The organism is Pseudoclavibacter helvolus (assembly GCF_049707175.1).
Classification (GTDB): domain Bacteria; phylum Actinomycetota; class Actinomycetes; order Actinomycetales; family Microbacteriaceae; genus Pseudoclavibacter; species Pseudoclavibacter helvolus_A.
The window spans coordinates 51727-68310 of the sequence record NZ_JBNAFM010000004.1; the positions used below are offsets into that span (position 1 = coordinate 51727).

The 16584-nt window shown below is 70.5% G+C and carries 18 protein-coding genes; 11 read left to right on the forward strand and 7 right to left on the reverse strand.

The annotated features are described in order from the left end of the window. Positions 1–675: a response regulator gene (locus ACPYN9_RS04295; protein WP_424464211.1), complete on the reverse strand. Its 675-nt coding sequence runs from the start codon at positions 673–675 to the stop codon at positions 1–3. Next, on the reverse strand, positions 672–1892 hold the full coding sequence (locus tag ACPYN9_RS04300; RefSeq protein WP_424464213.1) for a sensor histidine kinase: 1221 nt from the start codon (positions 1890–1892) through the stop codon (positions 672–674). Before ACPYN9_RS04300 ends, ACPYN9_RS04295 begins: the two co-directional genes overlap by 4 nt. A gap of 117 nt (positions 1893–2009) precedes the next feature. Here ACPYN9_RS04300 and ACPYN9_RS04305 point away from each other — a divergent pair, with 117 nt between their 5' ends. Then, positions 2010–2801 (forward strand): GAP family protein, encoded by a 792-nt coding sequence (locus ACPYN9_RS04305; RefSeq protein WP_424464215.1) that lies wholly within the window; start codon positions 2010–2012, stop codon positions 2799–2801. A gap of 63 nt (positions 2802–2864) precedes the next feature. On the opposite strand, the gene ACPYN9_RS04310 is transcribed toward ACPYN9_RS04305, so the two are convergent. From ACPYN9_RS04310 to ACPYN9_RS04320, 3 genes are all read right to left on the reverse strand, one after another. Further along, positions 2865–3305, reverse strand: a complete 441-nt coding sequence (locus ACPYN9_RS04310; protein WP_424464216.1) for a thioredoxin family protein — start codon at positions 3303–3305, stop codon at positions 2865–2867. A 76-nt stretch (positions 3306–3381) separates the two neighbouring features. Then, a complete protein-coding gene (locus ACPYN9_RS04315) occupies positions 3382–3888 on the reverse strand; it encodes a thioredoxin family protein (RefSeq protein WP_424464218.1) in 507 nt (168 codons plus the stop codon). Positions 3889–3901: 13 nt separating this feature from the next. Further along, positions 3902–4393, reverse strand: a complete 492-nt coding sequence (locus ACPYN9_RS04320; protein WP_424464219.1) for a DUF4395 domain-containing protein — start codon at positions 4391–4393, stop codon at positions 3902–3904. A 164-nt stretch (positions 4394–4557) separates the two neighbouring features. Here ACPYN9_RS04320 and ACPYN9_RS04325 point away from each other — a divergent pair, with 164 nt between their 5' ends. Beyond that, positions 4558–5487, forward strand: coding sequence for an aldo/keto reductase (locus tag ACPYN9_RS04325; RefSeq protein WP_424464221.1), 930 nt, complete (start codon positions 4558–4560; stop codon positions 5485–5487). 238 nt (positions 5488–5725) lie between these two features. Here the strand turns inward: ACPYN9_RS04325 and ACPYN9_RS04330 are convergent, their stop codons facing one another. Continuing rightward, entirely contained in the window at positions 5726–7180 is a 1455-nt protein-coding gene (locus ACPYN9_RS04330) for an FtsX-like permease family protein (protein WP_424464223.1), read from the reverse strand. After that, a complete protein-coding gene (locus tag ACPYN9_RS04335; protein ID WP_424464532.1) occupies positions 7177–7926 on the reverse strand; it encodes an ABC transporter ATP-binding protein in 750 nt (249 codons plus the stop codon). Before ACPYN9_RS04335 ends, ACPYN9_RS04330 begins: the two co-directional genes overlap by 4 nt. A 130-nt stretch (positions 7927–8056) precedes the next feature. On the opposite strand from ACPYN9_RS04335, the gene ACPYN9_RS04340 reads away from it, so the two are divergent. The 9 genes from ACPYN9_RS04340 (at position 8057) to ACPYN9_RS04380 (ending at position 16573) form a co-directional block, all read left to right on the forward strand. After that, a complete protein-coding gene (locus ACPYN9_RS04340) occupies positions 8057–9418 on the forward strand; it encodes a cryptochrome/photolyase family protein (RefSeq protein ID WP_424464225.1) in 1362 nt (453 codons plus the stop codon). 130 nt (positions 9419–9548) lie between these two features. After that, complete coding sequence (locus ACPYN9_RS04345) at positions 9549–9965, forward strand: VOC family protein (RefSeq protein WP_424464534.1); 417 nt, start codon at positions 9549–9551, stop codon at positions 9963–9965. Between the two features lie 87 nt (positions 9966–10052). Further along, positions 10053–10445 carry a DUF4342 domain-containing protein gene (locus ACPYN9_RS04350; RefSeq protein WP_424464227.1) on the forward strand — a complete coding sequence of 131 codons (393 nt, stop codon included), beginning with the start codon at positions 10053–10055 and terminating at the stop codon, positions 10443–10445. Between the two features lie 132 nt (positions 10446–10577). Next, a complete protein-coding gene (locus tag ACPYN9_RS04355; RefSeq protein WP_424464229.1) occupies positions 10578–11405 on the forward strand; it encodes an NAD-dependent epimerase/dehydratase family protein in 828 nt (275 codons plus the stop codon). 58 nt (positions 11406–11463) lie between these two features. Beyond that, entirely contained in the window at positions 11464–12255 is a 792-nt protein-coding gene (locus ACPYN9_RS04360) for a helix-turn-helix domain-containing protein (RefSeq protein ID WP_424464230.1), read from the forward strand. 220 nt (positions 12256–12475) lie between these two features. Next, the gene (locus ACPYN9_RS04365) at positions 12476–13513 is read left to right on the forward strand and encodes an iron-siderophore ABC transporter substrate-binding protein (protein WP_424464232.1); all 1038 of its coding nucleotides are present in this window, start codon (positions 12476–12478) and stop codon (positions 13511–13513) included. After that, on the forward strand, positions 13510–14556 hold the full coding sequence (locus ACPYN9_RS04370) for a FecCD family ABC transporter permease (RefSeq protein WP_424464233.1): 1047 nt from the start codon (positions 13510–13512) through the stop codon (positions 14554–14556). Before ACPYN9_RS04365 ends, ACPYN9_RS04370 begins: the two co-directional genes overlap by 4 nt. Positions 14557–14684: 128 nt before the next feature. Continuing rightward, positions 14685–15716 (forward strand): FecCD family ABC transporter permease, encoded by a 1032-nt coding sequence (locus ACPYN9_RS04375; RefSeq protein ID WP_424464536.1) that lies wholly within the window; start codon positions 14685–14687, stop codon positions 15714–15716. Next, complete coding sequence (locus tag ACPYN9_RS04380; protein ID WP_424464235.1) at positions 15713–16573, forward strand: ABC transporter ATP-binding protein; 861 nt, start codon at positions 15713–15715, stop codon at positions 16571–16573. The genes ACPYN9_RS04375 and ACPYN9_RS04380 overlap by 4 nt, the downstream gene beginning before the upstream one ends. Positions 16574–16584: the final 11 nt, after the last annotated feature.

Consider the following 16584-nt stretch of genomic DNA (forward strand, 5'->3'; position numbering starts at 1 on the left):
TCAGTCGACGAGCCCCGCGCGCCGCGCAAGTACCGCCGCTTCCATGCGGGAGGCGACGTCGAGCTTCGCGAGCACCCTCGAGACGTGAGTCTTTGCCGTCGACGCGCTGATGTGCATCCGCTGGCCGATGCCGACGTTCGAGAGCCCCTCACCCAGGGCGGTCAGCACCTCGCGCTCGCGCGCCGTCAGCTCGCCGAGACCGGGCACCTCCGCCGGCGCATGCGCATCCCGGTCACCCGTCGCCGCGAAGCGATCGAGGAGCCGCCGCGTCACCTCGGGTGACAACGCCCCCTCACCGCGCGCGACCGCCTCGACGGCTGCCTGCAGCGCCGGCCCGGTGGTCGACTTCAAGAGGAACCCTGCGGCTCCGGCTCGGACCGCACCGAACACGTACTCGTCGAGGTCGAACGTGGTCAGCACCAGCACCTCCGCGAGCGCCTCGGCGACGATCGCCCGGGTCGCCTCAATGCCGTCGGTGCCCGGCATGCGGACGTCCATGAGCACAACGTCTGGGCGGAGCGCCCTCGCGTTGCGGATCGCGGCGGCCCCATCGGCGGCTTCGCCGACCACCTCGACGCCGTGCGCTTCGAGCAGCAGCCGCAGGCCCGCCCTGATGGCGGCGTGGTCGTCGGCGATGAGCACACGCACCCGCGTGGCGTCCGGCAACTCGGTCATCTGCCACTCCCCTCCTCCTGGTCTGCGCGCCGCATAAGCTGCCCTTCGATCTTGGGCACGGAGGCGGCGACGCGCCACCCCTCCTCACCCGGCAGGGGCCCCGCCTCGAGGCGCCCGCCGAGCCGCTCCGCGCGCTCCCTGATGAGGCCGAGCCCGTTGCCCGTGCCCGGCGCATCCACGACACGCGTCCCGCCCCTCGAGGTGACGACCACCGACACCTCCGCCGCGTCCTCGTCGAAGCGCACCTCGACCTCGGCCCCGGGCGAGTGCCGTTCGGCATTCGCGATAGCCTCTGCGACCACACGGGCGAGGGCCTGCTCGGTGGCGGCGGATGCGCGGGGCACGCGCCCGACAAGGGTCGCGTGCACGAGCCCGGCGCCCGCGACGATCTCGGCCACCTGCTCGAGCCGGGGCGGCGCCGTCAGCTCCTCGGCCCCGACCGCCTCGTCGCCGCGGCGGAGGATGAGGATCATCGAGCGCATCTCGTCGAGGCCATCGAGCGCTGAGGCGCGAATCGCGCGCAGCGCGCTCGTCTCACGCTCGGAGGCCGCGTTCCCCGCCAGGGCAGCCTCCGACGTGATGGCGATCGCCGAGAGGTTCGCCGCGACCACATCGTGGAGGTCGCGCGCCATGCGCTCCCGCTCGGCTCGCACCGCCTCCTCACGCTCGAGCACGAGCAACCTCTCCGCGTCATCGGCTCGCTCCGCTTGGACCCGAGCGAGCTCCGCGCTCTGCCGCACTGAACTCGCCCACCACAGCGGAGTGCCGAGGATGGCGAGCGCCTGCAGGCAGAAAAAGACCGCCTCCCGGGGCGCCTCGCCGAGCAGCAGCGGCACCGCGAACGCGGCCAGCACGGCCACAACCACCAGGGCGTGGACGACCCGAACCGACACGGGCGGACCATGCCGCGCGACGATGTACAGCGCGTCGAGCACGAGCACCGCAGGCCCGATGCCGCCGCCCAACGCCGGCGCGGCCACGGCGAGGGCGACACACACCGCGAGCACGGCGATCGGGAACCGACGCTTCTGCGTGAGCGCCAGCCCGCCGAGCGCGACCGCCGCGAGGTCGAGTGCGACGTGCTCGCCGGAGTCGAAGAGCGCCAAGATCACGGCGAGCGCGACCACGACGATCGTCGTCGCAGCATCCTCGTCGAGGCGCCCGAGCGCGGCCAGGCGCGGGGCCCTCCACCGCGGGGCTCGACTCAGTGCGCTCATGCGACCATCCCAGCACACCGACGGCGACCGGGTGTCACCCAAACGATGCAGGCACGGTCCGCGAGGCTGACCCTTCGGGCGACGCGGGCGCGGGCCGGCGCGCACGAAGCTGACCCCATGTCCACTGAACTGCTGCTCTCGCTCCTCGGACTCGCGCTCGTCGACAGCCTGAGCGCTGGCACCCTCCTCATCCCGATCTTCTTCCTGCTCGCGCCCGGACGAGTCCGGCTCGGGCGCATCCTCACCTACTTGGCGACGATCGCCGTGTTCTACTTTCTCGTCGGGCTGCTGCTGACCGCTGGGGCGTCCGTCTTCCTCGAGAACGCGACTGCGCTCCTCGAGACCCCCGCTGCGTCGGTCGTGCAAATGGTCATCGGCGCCGCGCTGCTCGCGGTTGCGATCCTCATGCCGACGAAGCCGAAGGCTCCAGCTCCCACGCCGACGGGTGTCGGCACCGCGCGCGCCCTCACAACGCCGGATGCGCGGGGCGGGGCCGCGCAGTCGCCTCCCCCTGGCAGGCTCGCTCGGTGGCGGGAGCGTGCGCTCGCCGGGGGCACCCCAGCGACCGTGATGGTGCTCGCACTCGCTGCGGGTCTCGTCGAGCTCGCGACGATGCTGCCGTACCTCGCCGCCGTCGGGCTGCTCACCGGCTCGGGCCTGGGCCTGGGCGGCTCCTCGCTGCTGCTCGCGGTCTACTGCGTGGTCATGGTCGTGCCGGCGCTGGTCCTGCTGCTTGCCAGGGTCGTCGCCCGTGGCGCCGTCGAGCCCCAGCTCCAACGGCTCGCCGACTGGTTGAGCAGGAACGCCGCCGAGAACACAGCCTGGATCATCGGCATCGTCGGGTTCCTGCTGCTGCGCGACGCGCTCTCGAACGCCGGCAGTTTCGACTTCTGGCCGTTCAGCGCCTGACTGCTGAGCGCCTAGCTGTTGAGCGTCTGGCCGCTGACCCGACCCTCACCGTCTGCGGGAGCGTCAGCGCACGCTGAGCTCGATGAGCTGCGCCTCGACGGACTCGCGCAGCGGCGCCCCATCGAAGCGCCCCACCCGGTTCCCGTCGGCGTCGAGCAGCAGCACCGTCGGGGTGACGACGATGTCGTACGGCAGAACCAGCTCGGGCCGGATGCTCGTGTCGACCTCGGCGAACACGACCCCGGCCGACGTCGCCGCGACGTCCTGCAGCATCCACCTCGTCAGTGCGCACTCGGGGCTGTCGGGCGCCGTGAACAGCACGATCGTCGCGCGGCGGCCCGGCAGCACGTCCTCCGGCAGCAGCTCCAAGTCGATCTCCGACTGTTCCGGCTCCGGCTCGCCCTCACCGTCGAAGCGGCTCACACCCCGCCTGGCGACGCAGCCGACCACGGCGACGATGAGCACCAGCGCCAAGATGACGAGCAACACCACTGATCCGTCCACGCGCACAGCCTCGCATATCCAGGGGTCGAAGGGCAGGGGCATTCTGGGCGGCGCCCCGCGGCGCCCTCGGCTGCCGCTATCCGCTGAGCTCCAGCAGCTGCGCCTCGAGCTCGGCCCGCCGCGGCGGCCCCCCGATGCGGGCAACCCGCGCACCGGTCCCATCGAGGACGAGCACCGTCGGGGTCTGCCTGACGTCGTGGTCGCGGGCAAGATCCGGTCGGCTCGTGAGGTCGACCTCGACCACCGCAACGCCAGGCTCCTGGCTGGCGAGCTGGTCGAGCATCCGCCTCGTCGCGGGGCACTTCGCGCAGAACTCCGTCGAGAAGAGCAGCAGTGTTGCTCGCCGCCCTGGATCGGTGCCGACCGGCAGGAGGGTGAGGTCAGCCTCGCTCGTGCTCGACTCGGCGCTCACCGAGGCGGTGGCGGGGTCCGAGGCAGTGCCGGGGGTCGAGGCGGAGGCGGGGGCGGCGCGATTCGGGACCGTCCGCTTCAGGCGGCCGTTCACGCGCTGCACGACGAAACCGATGACGGTCGCACCGACCACCAGTGCGCCGAGCACCAGCGCAGCAACCCCCGCATCCATGCCGGAGCCGCCCTCAGCCGCGCGCCGCGCGCGGGCGGATGACGCCTGCCCGCAGCAGCAGCACGTACAGCTGGCAGCCGAGGCAGTACCCGAACACGGCGTTGAGGAACGCGGCGATGAACGCGGCCCCGGCCGCGACGGGCACCGCAAGCGGAACGCCGAGCACGTGCAGCACGACGCCCACAAGTGTCACCGCGAAGCCGACTCCCTGCGCGAACGTCGGCGGCGCTGCGTCTTCCGTCTCGGCGGGCGGCGCGAGCCTCGGGCGGATCAGCGCGGCGAAGACGCGCCCGTACGGGTGCCGCTGGATGCCCGCAAACGCGCCCCAGGCGAAGAGCGCCGACAGGGCGACGAGCAGGAGGAACCCGGGCTGGGTGAGCCGCTCCGCGAACGTCGCGGCAGGCGGCGCGGTGAGTCCCAGGAAAACGACGACGAGGAGCAGGAACGCGGTGATGGCCGCGCCAAATCTCGGCCCGCGTGGGTCGATGCGAGTCTGAGTCGACAAGGTGGCCGCCTTCGCCGGATGAGGGAACTGGGATGCACGGCTCCTGGGCTGAGGGGGCAGGGGATCGTGTGCCGAAAGCGTAGGCGTGCTCGTCTCGGAAGGAAACCGTTGTGACGCTCCGAGACGAACAGCTTCCCCAGCTCCCGACTTGAGATGATGCACCGATGAAGACCTTCACTCTCCCGCAGACCGACGTGCGCGCCTCGAGCATCGTCCTCGGCCAGATGCGCATCATGGACCTCGACGACGAGCAGCTCCGCACCCTCGTCGGCACCGCCATCGACTCCGGCGTCAACGTCATCGACCACGCAGACATCTACGGCGGCGAGCGGCACGCCTGCGAGCGACGCTTCGGCGAGGCGATCAGTTTCTCCCCCAGCGAGCGCGAGCAGGTGCTTATCCAGTCGAAGGTGGGCATCCGTGAGGGCTACTTCGACTTCTCCGCCGAGCACATCCTGCGCACCGTGGACGAGTCGCTCGACGCGCTCGGCACCGAGTACCTCGACGTGCTCCTTCTACACCGCCCCGACACGCTCGTCGAGCCAGACGAGGTGGCGACGGCCTTCAACGAGCTCCACAACCGCGGCAAGGTGCGCCACTTCGGCGTCTCGAACCACACGCCCGCGCAGATCGAGCTACTCGCATCCGCCGTCGCGCAGCCGCTCATCATCAACCAGGTGCAGCTGAGCATCACCCACGCGCCCATCATCGCCTCGGGCATCGCCGCGAACATGGTCGGCCTCGATCAGTCGATCGACCGCGACAACGGCATCCTCGACTACGCGCGACTCAAGGGCATCACCCTGCAGGCGTGGTCGCCGTTCCAGAAGGCGTTCTTCGACGGCGTCTTCCTCGGCGACCGCGAGAACTTCGCCGAGCTGAACGACGTCCTCGACGAGCTCGCCGACGCGTACGGCGTCACCCCGACGGGCATCGCAACAGCTTGGATCACGCGCCACCCCGCGAACATCCAGGTCGTGCTCGGCACGACCACCCCGTCACGTGTCGCCGAGTCGGCGGCCGGCTCCGACGTGCACCTCACCCGCGAGGAGTACTACCGCATCTTCACGGCGGCCGGCCACACCCTGCCGTAAGCGCCGCCTCCGCCTCGCGCCCCGTCGCAGGCTCCTCCTCGCGAGCCGTGGCGCACCATCGTGGCGCCGCATCGCAGCACAGAAACGTGGCGCAAAGGTGTGGCGAAGTGCTGCTCCCGAGCTCGGGAGCGACACTTCGCCACAACTCTGATGAATGCGTGATAGCTGGGGATGCGCGTGAGTCCGATGCGCCGCGCGCCCCGGCCCTGCCCCGAGGACCGGCGCGCCCCGGCGCTGCTCAGTCGACCGCGAGTGCGGCGACGGGTGAGACGCGCGTCGCGCGTCGGGCGGGCAGCAGCGAGGCTGCGACGGTGATGAGCAGCGTCACGAGCAGCACAGCGGCGACGGTGACCCACGGGATGCTCGGCAGCACGAGGCGCCCGACCAGCGAACCGAAGGTGGCCTGCGCGCCGACCCAGCCGTAGAAGACGCCGAGGAGGAGCCCGAACAGGGCCGAGGAGGCGATCATGGCGACGGCCTCGGTGACGATCATCCGACGCACCTGGCCGACGGTGAAGCCCAGCGCCCTGAGCAGTCCGAGCTCGCGTCGGCGCTGCATGACGCTCAGCGAGAGCGTGTTGACCATCCCGACGGCGGCGAGGAGCACCGAGAAGCCGAGGAGCACGCTCATGATGGCGGTCGTGATGTCGATGACCTGCTCGAAGGCCGCGTACATCTCCGGTTCCATCTGCCCGAAGTCGAGCGTGATGGCGCGGAACGTCTCGGCGGCGACCGCGAACATGGTGACCAGCGTGATGCCGATGACGAGGCCGATGACAGCGCGGCTGCTGCGGGCGGGGTTGCGGACCGCGTTGGCGGCGGCGAGGCGGGTCACGGGCCCGCGGCCGAGGGCCCGCCCGCTGAGGCTCATGAGCGGAGGCAGGATGACCGGGGAGCCGACCACGACGCCCACGAAGGAGAGCATGCCGCCGCCGACGCTGACGAGCACACCGGTCGGGCTGGACAGGCCGACGTAGACGCCTCCGAGGAGCATGGCGACCCCGAGGGCAATGAGGACCACCGCGGTCACGCTGCGGCCTCGCCCGGCGCGCAGCTCCTGCATCGTGGGCTCGGCGGTCGAGGAGGTCGCGGCGATCGGCGACACGGTGAGCACACGGCGCGAGCCGACCCACGCGGCGACGATGGTGGCGGCGGTCACCGCGAGGATCGGCGCGATGACTGCGGGATGCACGATGGGGAACGGGAACGGGTCGAGCGCGCCGTTGGAGATGGCGAGCTGCGCGCCGAGCGCCGTGAGCCCGACGCCGAGCGAAGCGCCCGCCACGGCTCCGGATGCGCCCTGCACGAGCCCCTCGCGCACGGTGCGTGCTCGAAGCGAGCGACCGGATGCTCCGATGAGGCGGAGCAGCGCGATCTCTTTCGTCCGCCCGGCGATGACGGTGGCGACCGAGTTCGAGGTGACGACGGCGCCCACGAAGAGCGCGATCGTGAAGAAGAGTGCTGCGACCGTGCCGAGCACCGTCGCCAGCTGGCCGATCTCGCTGAGGCCCGACGCTTCGAAGTAGGCGGCAAGGTCTGCCACGATCATGATGAGGACCGTGCCGAAGGCGGCGGAGAGCGCGGAGACGAGCACGACCGCGGCGCCGCCGCTGCTCTGCTGCGATTCGGGCGCCCGAAGCGAGCTGCTCGCGCGGCGGGGCGCCGCGGCGGTCTTGGTCTGGGCTGCGCTCACGCTGCCGTCTCCATCGAGAGCATGAGGTTCGCGATCTCGGCCGCTGAGGTGCGGGGGCGGTCGGCGACGACCTTGCCGTCGGCGAGGAAGACAACGCGGTCTGCGTGGCTCGCGGCGATCGGGTCGTGCGTCACCATGGCGATGGACTGCCCGTACTGGCTGCTCGCGGTCGACAGCAGCGAGAGGACCTCGCGCCCGGTCCGGGAGTCGAGGTTTCCGGTCGGTTCGTCCGCGAAGATGAGCTGCGGCCGGGTGGCGAGCGCCCGGGCGATGGCCACTCGCTGCTGTTGGCCACCCGAGAGCTCGTAGGGCCGGTGCGCGAGGCGCTGCGAGAGCCCGAGGGTCTGGATGAGGTGCGAGATCCAGGCGTCCTCGTCGCGGGTCGCGGTGCGGCCGTCGAGGTCGAAGGGGAGCATGATGTTGCCGCGGACGTCGAGGGTCGGAACGAGGTTGAAGGCTTGGAAGATGAACCCGACGGCACGGCGACGAAGCACGGTCAGCTCGCTGTCGCTCATGCCCGTGATCTCGGTGTCGCCGAGAAACACGCGCCCGGAGGTAGCGCTGTCGAGCCCGGCCATGACGTGCATGAGCGTCGACTTGCCTGAGCCGCTTGGGCCCATGATGGCTGTGAACTCACCGCTTCTGATACCGAGGCTGACGCCGTCGAGGGCGGCGACGCTGCCGTGGGAGCCGTAGATCTTCCGAACGTCGACGACGCTCGCGACAAGTGGGGGTGTGGTGTTCATGTCCTCGACGCTACGGAGGCGCAGGCGGCCGCCGCGTCCGCCCGGAGTCGTGGCCGCGTGGTCCTCTGGGATGACACCGGCGGGTGCCGCGTCCAGCCAGCGACCGAGGTTCTGGCCATAGCCTTGCGGCATGGTCTCCCCTTCGCTCGTCTGGTTCCGCGACGACCTGCGGCTCCACGATCATCCAGCCCTGCACGTCGCCGTCGAACGCGGCGGTCCCGTCATCGCCCTGTTCGTGCTCGACGAGGAGTCGCCGGGCGTGCGACCGCTCGGCGGTGCCGCGAAGTGGTGGCTGCATCACAGCCTGCAGGCGCTCGCGGCGAGCCTCGACGAGATCGGCGGCGCGCTGGTGCTCCGGCGCGGGCGGGCGGAGGACATCGTGCCTCGCGTCGCCGAGGAGGCGGGCGCCGAGCTCGTCGTGTGGAACCGCCGCTACGGCGGGGCAGAGCGTGAGATCGACGCCCGCATCAAGCAGGGGCTTCTCGACGCCGGCCTCGAGGCCCACAGCCTGCCGGGCTCGCTGCTCACGGAGCCGTGGCAGATCCAGACTGGACAGGGCGAGGCGTACCGCGTCTACACGCCGTTCGCCAACGCCTGCCAGAGCCGCTTCCAGCAGGAGCCGCCCCGGGACCCGCTGCCTGCACCGGATGCGCTCGCTCGCGGCTCAAAGGCGAGCTCGCTCGAGCGCGACTCGCTCGCCTCCTGGGAGCTGCTGCCGACACGACCGGACTGGGCCGAGGGACTTCGCGAGGAGTGGACGCCGGGTGAAGAGGGTGCGCACGACCGGCTGGAGGCGTTCCTTGACGGGGTTGTCACCGACTACAAGGCGGACCGCGACCGCCCGGACCTGGTCGGCACGAGCAGGCTCAGCCCGCATCTCCGCTGGGGCGAGCTCTCCTCGGCGCAGGCGTGGCACGCCCTCGACGGCCGCACCGGTGAAGGCGCTGCGACGTTCCGACGGGAGTTGCTCTGGCGCGAGTTCGCCTGGCACACGCTCTACAGTTTCCCCGAGCTGCACACCCGTCCCTGGCGGGAGGCCTACGAGCAGTTCCCCTGGCCGGAGCTCGACCGGGACGCCCTCGAGGCGTGGCAGCGCGGCAACACGGGCATCCCGATCGTGGACGCGGGGATGCGGGAGCTCTGGCGCACAGGCAGCATGCACAACCGCATCCGCATGGTCACCGCGTCGTTCCTCACGAAGCACCTCCTCACCGACTGGCGGCGAGGCGAAGAGTGGTTCTGGGACACGTTGGTCGACGCCGACCAGGCGTCGAACCCGTTCAACTGGCAATGGGTCGCGGGTTCCGGGGTCGACGCGGCGCCGTACTTCCGCATCTTCAATCCCGAGCGCCAGGCGGAGCGGTTCGACCCGCACGGGGCGTACGTGCAGCGGTGGGTTCCCGAGGCGGGAAGCGACGACTACCCGGGCCCGATCGTCGGGCTCAAGGAGGGCAGGGAGGCCGCCCTGGCAGCCTGGCGCGAAGTCCGCTGAGCCGAACGCGTGCCGGCGCGCTCGCTCAGGCGAAAATGTCGGCGCCCGGTGCTAGATTGCCCGCACGTTCGAGTCGCAGGGGGGGGGGCACGAACGCGTTGCACTCAGGAACAGCAAGGGGAACATCATGGTGGACTACCGCATCGAACTCGTCGGCCTCCCGGTCGCCGATGTCGACCGCTCGCGGGCCTTCTACGGCGACACGCTCGGGTGGCCGGTCGACATGGACCAGGTGGTGAGCGATGAGATCCGATTCATTCAAGTCACGCCGCCCGGCTCGGCCTGCTCGATCGCGTTCGGACTCGGTATCAGCGACATGGAGGCGGGGTCACTGCGCGCCCTCCAGTGCGTCGTGACGTCGATCGAGGAGGCGCACGCCGACCTGCACGGCCGGGGCGTGGAGGTCAGCGACATCGACGACCAGCCGTGGGGCCGGTTCGTGTACTTCGCCGACCCAGACGGCAACACCTGGGCCATCCAAGAGCTGCCCGACTACTCGAAGATGGGCGACTGGCAAGCGGAACAGGGCGCCGAGTCAGGGGCCTGAGCACGCCAGCGAGCAGGAACTGAGCACGTCACACCGCACCACCCCAACGAAGCGAACCACCCCAACGAAGCGAAAGGGATGCACAACATGGCAGAGAAGAAGAACGGCTACGAGGAGTTCAAGGTCTCAGGAGAGAACCTGCTCGGCAAGGTCAAGGAACTCATCCATGAGGGCAATGTCCGGCGGGTGTTCATCAAGAACGACGACGGCACGACGCTCCTCGAGATCCCGCTCACGGCGGGCCTCGCGGTGACCGTCGTCGCCGCGGCGCTCGCGCCGGTGCTGGTCGCGGTCGGCGCGATCGCGGCGCTCGTGACGCAGGTCACGGTGGGCGTTGACCGCCGCGGTCCCGACTCGAGCGACGACGCCCCAGCTGCGGATGCCGCTGGTGCGGGCGACGGTGTGCCCAAGAGCGATGCTGTGGCGCCGGCCCCGACCGCGGAGAGCACAGACCCGGACCTCGGCCCGACGACCTCTTAGCCTCGGCGCACCTGGCTGACGGCAGCGGCCCGGAATGCGTCACGCATCCGGGTCGTTGCACGTCTCAGCAACTCCCAGGACGCGCGACCGCACTTCACGGGGCGCGCGTGCACCGACAGGAACGAGGCCCACATGAAGGTGTTTCTCACCGGAGCAACCGGCTACATCGGCTCAGCCGTGCTGCGCGCGCTCCTCGCCAACGGCCACGCCGTGACGGCGGCCGTCCGCAACGAGGAGAAGGCGGCGATCGTCCGAGAGACGGGCGCGAAGGCCGTCGTCGTCGACCTCACCGACCGCGCCGCGCTTGCGCCGCTGCTCCGCCAGTCTGAGGGCGTCATCCACACGGCCTCGGCTGCTGAGATCGACCCGAGCTTCGTCCCGGCGGCCCTCAATGAGCTCGTCCACTCCACAACGCAGTTCGTGCACACGAGCGGCATCTGGCTGTTCGGCGACAATCCGAACATCACCGAGGTGTCAGAGCCTATGCCGCCCGAGGTCGTCGCCTGGCGCGTGCCGATCGATCGACAGGTCATCAACAGCAACGTGAACACCGCGATCATCGCCCCCGCCGTCGTGTACGGCGGGCAGGGCGGGCTTACGCAGCTCCTTGCCGGCGACGGGTCGGCGCCGGTCTCGCTCGTGGGTGACGGCACCCAGCGCTGGACGCTCGTGCACGTCGACGACCTCGCCGACCTCTACGTGCGCGTGCTCGAGAAGGGTGCCGCGGTCGGGTACGTCGTCGCGGCCAGCGGCGAAAACCCGACGGTCCGCGAGATCGCCAAGTCTGCGGGAACCGACCTCCAGCTGCTCGAGGAGACGCCGGATGCGAGCCGCGAGCGACTCGGCACCGCGTTCGCCGACGCGCTGCTGCAGGACCAGGCGGCGACGGGCGAGTACGCCAAGCAGGCCTACGGCTGGGCGCCCTCGCGGGGTGGCTGGCTCGCGGTCGAGCAGGGCTGACCCCGCGTGGGACGGCCGACGCCGTCCGCGGCGGCGATCGACTCCGTAGGCTAAGCGGATGAGCGTGCTCGACTCGCCGGATGTCGACCGGCGCAGCCTCCCGGTCTACGAGGCGGGCTCCGTCGAGGTGCCCTACGTCATCGACGGCATGGACGAAGCGATCGAGCGCAACACGTTCTGGGAGGAGCACTCTCACCCGACACACGAGCTCATCTGGAACACGCGGGGCGCCTCCTCGCTGACCGTCGGATCGCGCACCTGGACGATCACGCCCGCCGTGGGCCTGTGGATCCCGGCCGGCGTCCGCCATACCGCGTGGACGCCGGCCGGTACTTGGTACCGGACGGCGATGTTCAGCGTGACGACGACCCGTCCGATCGCTGAGGAGCCCGTCGCCGTCGACGTGACGGACCTGCTGCGGCTCCTCTTGGAGCGGCTGGCGGAGCCGGAGCTCGACGCGTCGTCCCGGTCGAGGACGGAGGCGATGGTGCTGGACGTGCTGGCTCCGTCGTCGCACGAGCTGCTGCTCCGTGTCCCCCGATCGGACCTGCTGGCCCCGATCGTCGAGGCGCTCGCCAACGACGTGCGGGATCCCCGCACCCTCGAGGGGTGGTCGTCAGAGCTGGGCGTGAGCTCCCGAACCATCACGCGCCAGTTTCAGGCAGAGACGGGCCTCGGCTTCAGCCGGTGGGTCGCAGCCGCTCGCATCCAGCGCTCGATCGTGCTGCTCTCTGCCGAGGAGAGCATCGACGAGGTCGCGGCTGCGGTCGGCTTCCGTTCGGCCAGCGCCTTCGGGACGGCGTTCCGGCGCGTGACGGGGACCAGCCCGGGCCGGTTTCGGGCGCAATAGCCCGCTGAGCGCAGACCCCGGTGTCCGTTTCGCGCAGAAAAATGTCGTTTCGGCTCGATTGCAAACCGATCCCGCGTCGCCTAGCTTTGGTAAGGCACGCCTAACAGGGAACGATCCTGAACCCCGTTGGCGCCGTTGACTTCAGCCCCCGCGCTGCCCGTTCGCCGTACCCTCACGGCGATCTTCGGCGCGCCACGCTGCATCGCCTCGAAAGGACACCATGCCCCGCGCCCCCAAGCTTGTCGCCCTCGCCGCGACCGCGCTCCTCACGGTCGGCCTCGCCGCCTGCCAGGCCACGCCCGCTGCCGACACCGGCGCAGAGCCCGGCTCTGCGAGCGGCGACTTCACGCCGATCACGATCGAGCACGCACTCGGCACGACCGAGATCACCGAAAAGCCTGAGCGCGTCGCCACGGTCAACTGGGCGAACCAAGAAGTGCCCCTCGCCCTCGGCGTCGTGCCCGTCGGCATGGCCCGGGCAGACTTCGGTGACGACGATGGCGACGGCATCCTTCCCTGGGTGAGCGAGAAGCTCGAGGAACTCGGCGGCGAGACCCCCGTGCTCTTCGACGAGACTGATGGCGTCGACTTCGAGGCCGTCGCCGACACGAACCCCGATGTCATCCTGGCCGCCTACTCCGGGCTCACGCAGGACGACTACGACACCCTCTCCGAGATCGCGCCGGTCGTCGCCTACCCAGAGACCGCCTGGGCGACCTCGTGGCGCGACATGATCCGTCTCAACAGCCAGGGCATGGGCCTCGAGGCTGAGGGCGACGCGCTCATCACCGAACTCGAGGGTGAGATCGAGGCCACGGCGGCCAAGTACCCGTCGATCCAGGGCAAGAAGACGATGTTCCTCACCCACGTCGACGAGACCGACCTCAGCCAGGTCAGCTTCTACACGACGCACGACACCCGCAGCGCCTTCTTCGAAGACCTCGGCATGGCGTTCCCGAAGAGCCTCGTCGACGCCTCGGCAAGTACCGACCAGTTCTCGCAGACGATCAGCGCCGAGCAGACCGACACGCTCGCCGACGTCGAGATCATCGTCACCTACGGTGGCGAGGAGCTCGTGCAGACACTGCAGGGCGACCCGGTGCTCTCGCAGATTCCGGCCGTCGCGAACGGCTCCATCGTGAACCTGCCTGGCACCGAACCGCTCGGCACCGCCGCGAACCCCACACCGCTGTCCATCTCGTGGATCCTCGACGACTACGTCGCGCTGCTCTCGCAGGCAGCAGACAAGGTCCAGTGATCCAGACCGCTCCTCCCGAAGCCGCTGCGGGTGTCGCCATCGTGCGACGCCCCCGGCGGCTGCGGGCGTTGTGGTTCCTTCTGGCGGTTGCGACGCTCGGGGCGCTGATCGTCGTCTCGGTCATGATCGGCTCGCGGGACGTGAGCTGGGCGGATGCGGTGGCCGCGCTTGGCGGGTCGACGAACGGTTTCGACGAGGCCGCGGTCGCGAAGCGCATCCCCCGCACCTTCCTCGCCATCGCCGTCGGGGCCGCGCTCGGCGTCTCGGGCGCCGTCATGCAGGGGGTGACCCGCAACCCGCTGGCCGACCCCGGCATCCTCGGGGTCAACATGGGCGCATCCCTGGCCGTCGTCACGGGTATCGCCTACTTCGGTCTCACCTCGGCGTCGAGCTTTATCTGGGTCGCCATCTCCGGCGCCGCCGTCGCCGCGGTGTTCGTCTACGGGGTCGGCTCGCTCGGTCGAGGCGGGGCGACTCCGCTCAAGCTCGCGCTCGCTGGAGCCGCGACCTCTGCCGCCCTCGCGTCGTTTGTCACCGCGATCATCCTGCCCCGCGGTGACATCAGCCAGAGCGCGCGCTCGTGGCAGATCGGCGGCGTTGGCGGCGGCACGTGGGAGAGCATCTCGCACGTCCTGCCGTTCCTCATCGTGGGGTTCCTGATCAGTCTGGCCTCGGCGAAGGGCCTCAACTCGCTCGCCCTCGGCGACGACCTCGCGGCGGGTCTCGGCGAGCGCGTCGCCCTCACGCGCGGCACGGCGGCCCTCGGCGCGGTCGTGCTGTGCGGTGCCGCGACCGCCGTCACGGGCCCCATCGCCTTCGTCGGGCTGGTGGTCCCCCACAAGTGCCGGCTGATGTTCGGCGTCGACCACCGCTGGGTGCTGCCGTTCTCGGCCGTCGTCGGCGCGTCGCTGCTCACCGGGGCCGACGTGCTCGGGCGCATCCTGACGCGACCCTCCGAGATCGACGTTGGCATCATCACCGCCATCATCGGCGCCCCCATCTTCATCTGGATCGTGCGACGCTCGAAGGTGCGTGCGCTGTGACCGCGACCCGCCCGGCCAGTCCGGCCTCGAACCAGCCGGCCTCGAAGCAGCCCGCCTCGAGCCACGCCCCCTCGGCAGCGCCCGCCTCGTCGCCGAACTCGCTCGCGCCGTCCACGTCCAACTCTGCGATTGAGGCGACCGCGCGCGCCGTCGCCCGTAGCCGCAACCGCCGGGCCGCGCGGCGCCGCCTCACCATGCTCGTGCTCGTGTCGCTCATCGCCGCCGTCTTCGTGTTCTCGCTCATGTACGGGCAGACGTTCTACGGCCTCGACCAGGTGATTGCCGTGGTGCTCGGCCAGGACGTGCAGGGCGCGACGTTCACCATCGGCCGGCTGCGACTCCCCCGCGCCGTGCTGGCGATCCTCGCCGGCCTCGCGTTTGGCCTCGCCGGAGTCACCTTCCAGACGATGCTGCGCAACCCGCTCGCCAGCCCAGACATCATCGGCATCTCCTCGGGCGCGAGCGCGGCCGCCGCCTTCGGCATCGTCACGCTCTCGCTCGGCGCGAGCGAGGTCTCGTTCTTCGCCATCTTCGTCGGACTCGGCGTCGCGCTCCTCATCTACGTGCTGTCGTTCAAGGGCGGCGTCACCGGGACCCGGCTGATCCTGATCGGCATCGGCATCGCCGCGATGCTCGACAGCATCACCAACTACGTGCTGTCGCAGGCGGCGCAGTGGGACCTCCAGGAGGCGCTGCGCTGGCTCAACGGCAGTCTCAACGGCGCGTCCTGGAACGCGATCGCTCCCGTCGCGATTGCGATCGCCGTGCTGGTGCCGATCCTCCTCGCGCAGAGCCGGAACCTCGCCGCGACCCAGCTCGGCGACGACACAGCCGCGGCTCTCGGCGTGCGTGTGAACCGAACGAGGCTCGTCGTGATCGTCGCCGCCGTCGGGGTGCTGTCCTTCGCGACCGCCGCCGCCGGCCCCATCGCGTTCGTCGCGTTCCTCGCGGGCCCCATCGCCGCGCGGCTCTTCGGGGGCGGCGGATCGCTCCTCATCCCCGCGGGCCTCGTCGGCGCCCTGCTCGTGCTCGTCGCCGACCTCGTCGGACAGTTCCTGCTCGGCACCCGCTACCCCGTCGGCGTTGTCACCGGCGTGCTCGGCGCCCCGTTCCTCATCTTCCTGATCATCCGCACCAACCGCTCGGGAGGCTCGCTATGACCGCCGACCACACCCTCCTCGTCGAGCAGCTCACGCTCGGCTACGGCGACCGAGTCGTCATCGACGGGCTCGACCTCGGGATCCCGCCCGGCAAGGTCACGGCGATCGTCGGCGCCAACGCTTGCGGCAAGTCGACGCTGCTGCGTTCCATGTCGAGGCTCCTCACGCCGCGCGGCGGGCACGTGCTCCTCGACGGCAAGCAGGTCCACAAGACGCCGGCGAAGCAGCTGGCGCGGAGTCTCGGCCTGCTCCCCCAGTCGCCCATCGCCCCGGAGGGCATCACCGTCGCCGACCTCGTCGGCCGCGGCCGCCACCCTCACCAGAGCATCATGTCGAGGTGGAGCCACGACGACGATCTCGCGGTCGCCGCAGCCCTCGAGGCGACCGCGACGTCCGCCCTCGCGGACCGACACGTCGACGAGCTCTCCGGAGGGCAACGGCAGCGCGTGTGGATCGCGATGGCCCTGGCCCAGCAGACCGACCTGTTGCTCCTCGACGAGCCGACGACGTTCCTCGACGTCAGCCACCAAGTCGAGGTGCTCGACCTGCTCACCGACCTCAACCGGTCACGCGGCACGACGATCGTCATGGTGCTCCACGACCTCAACCTCGCCGCCCGCTACGCCGACCACCTCATCGCGCTGGCCGACGGGGCGTTGCACGCCTCCGGACACCCGAACAGCGTGCTCACGACCGACACCGTGCGCGCGGTCTTCGGGCTCGAGAGCCTCGTCGTCCAGGACCCGGTCTCCGGCCGCCCCCTCATGGTGCCCATCGGCCGCCACCACTCCGACGGCACTGCCGTCACGCGCCCCGAAGGTTCATCCGCGACAATTGGGGCTCGCACACCCGTGTGATGCGCGCGAGC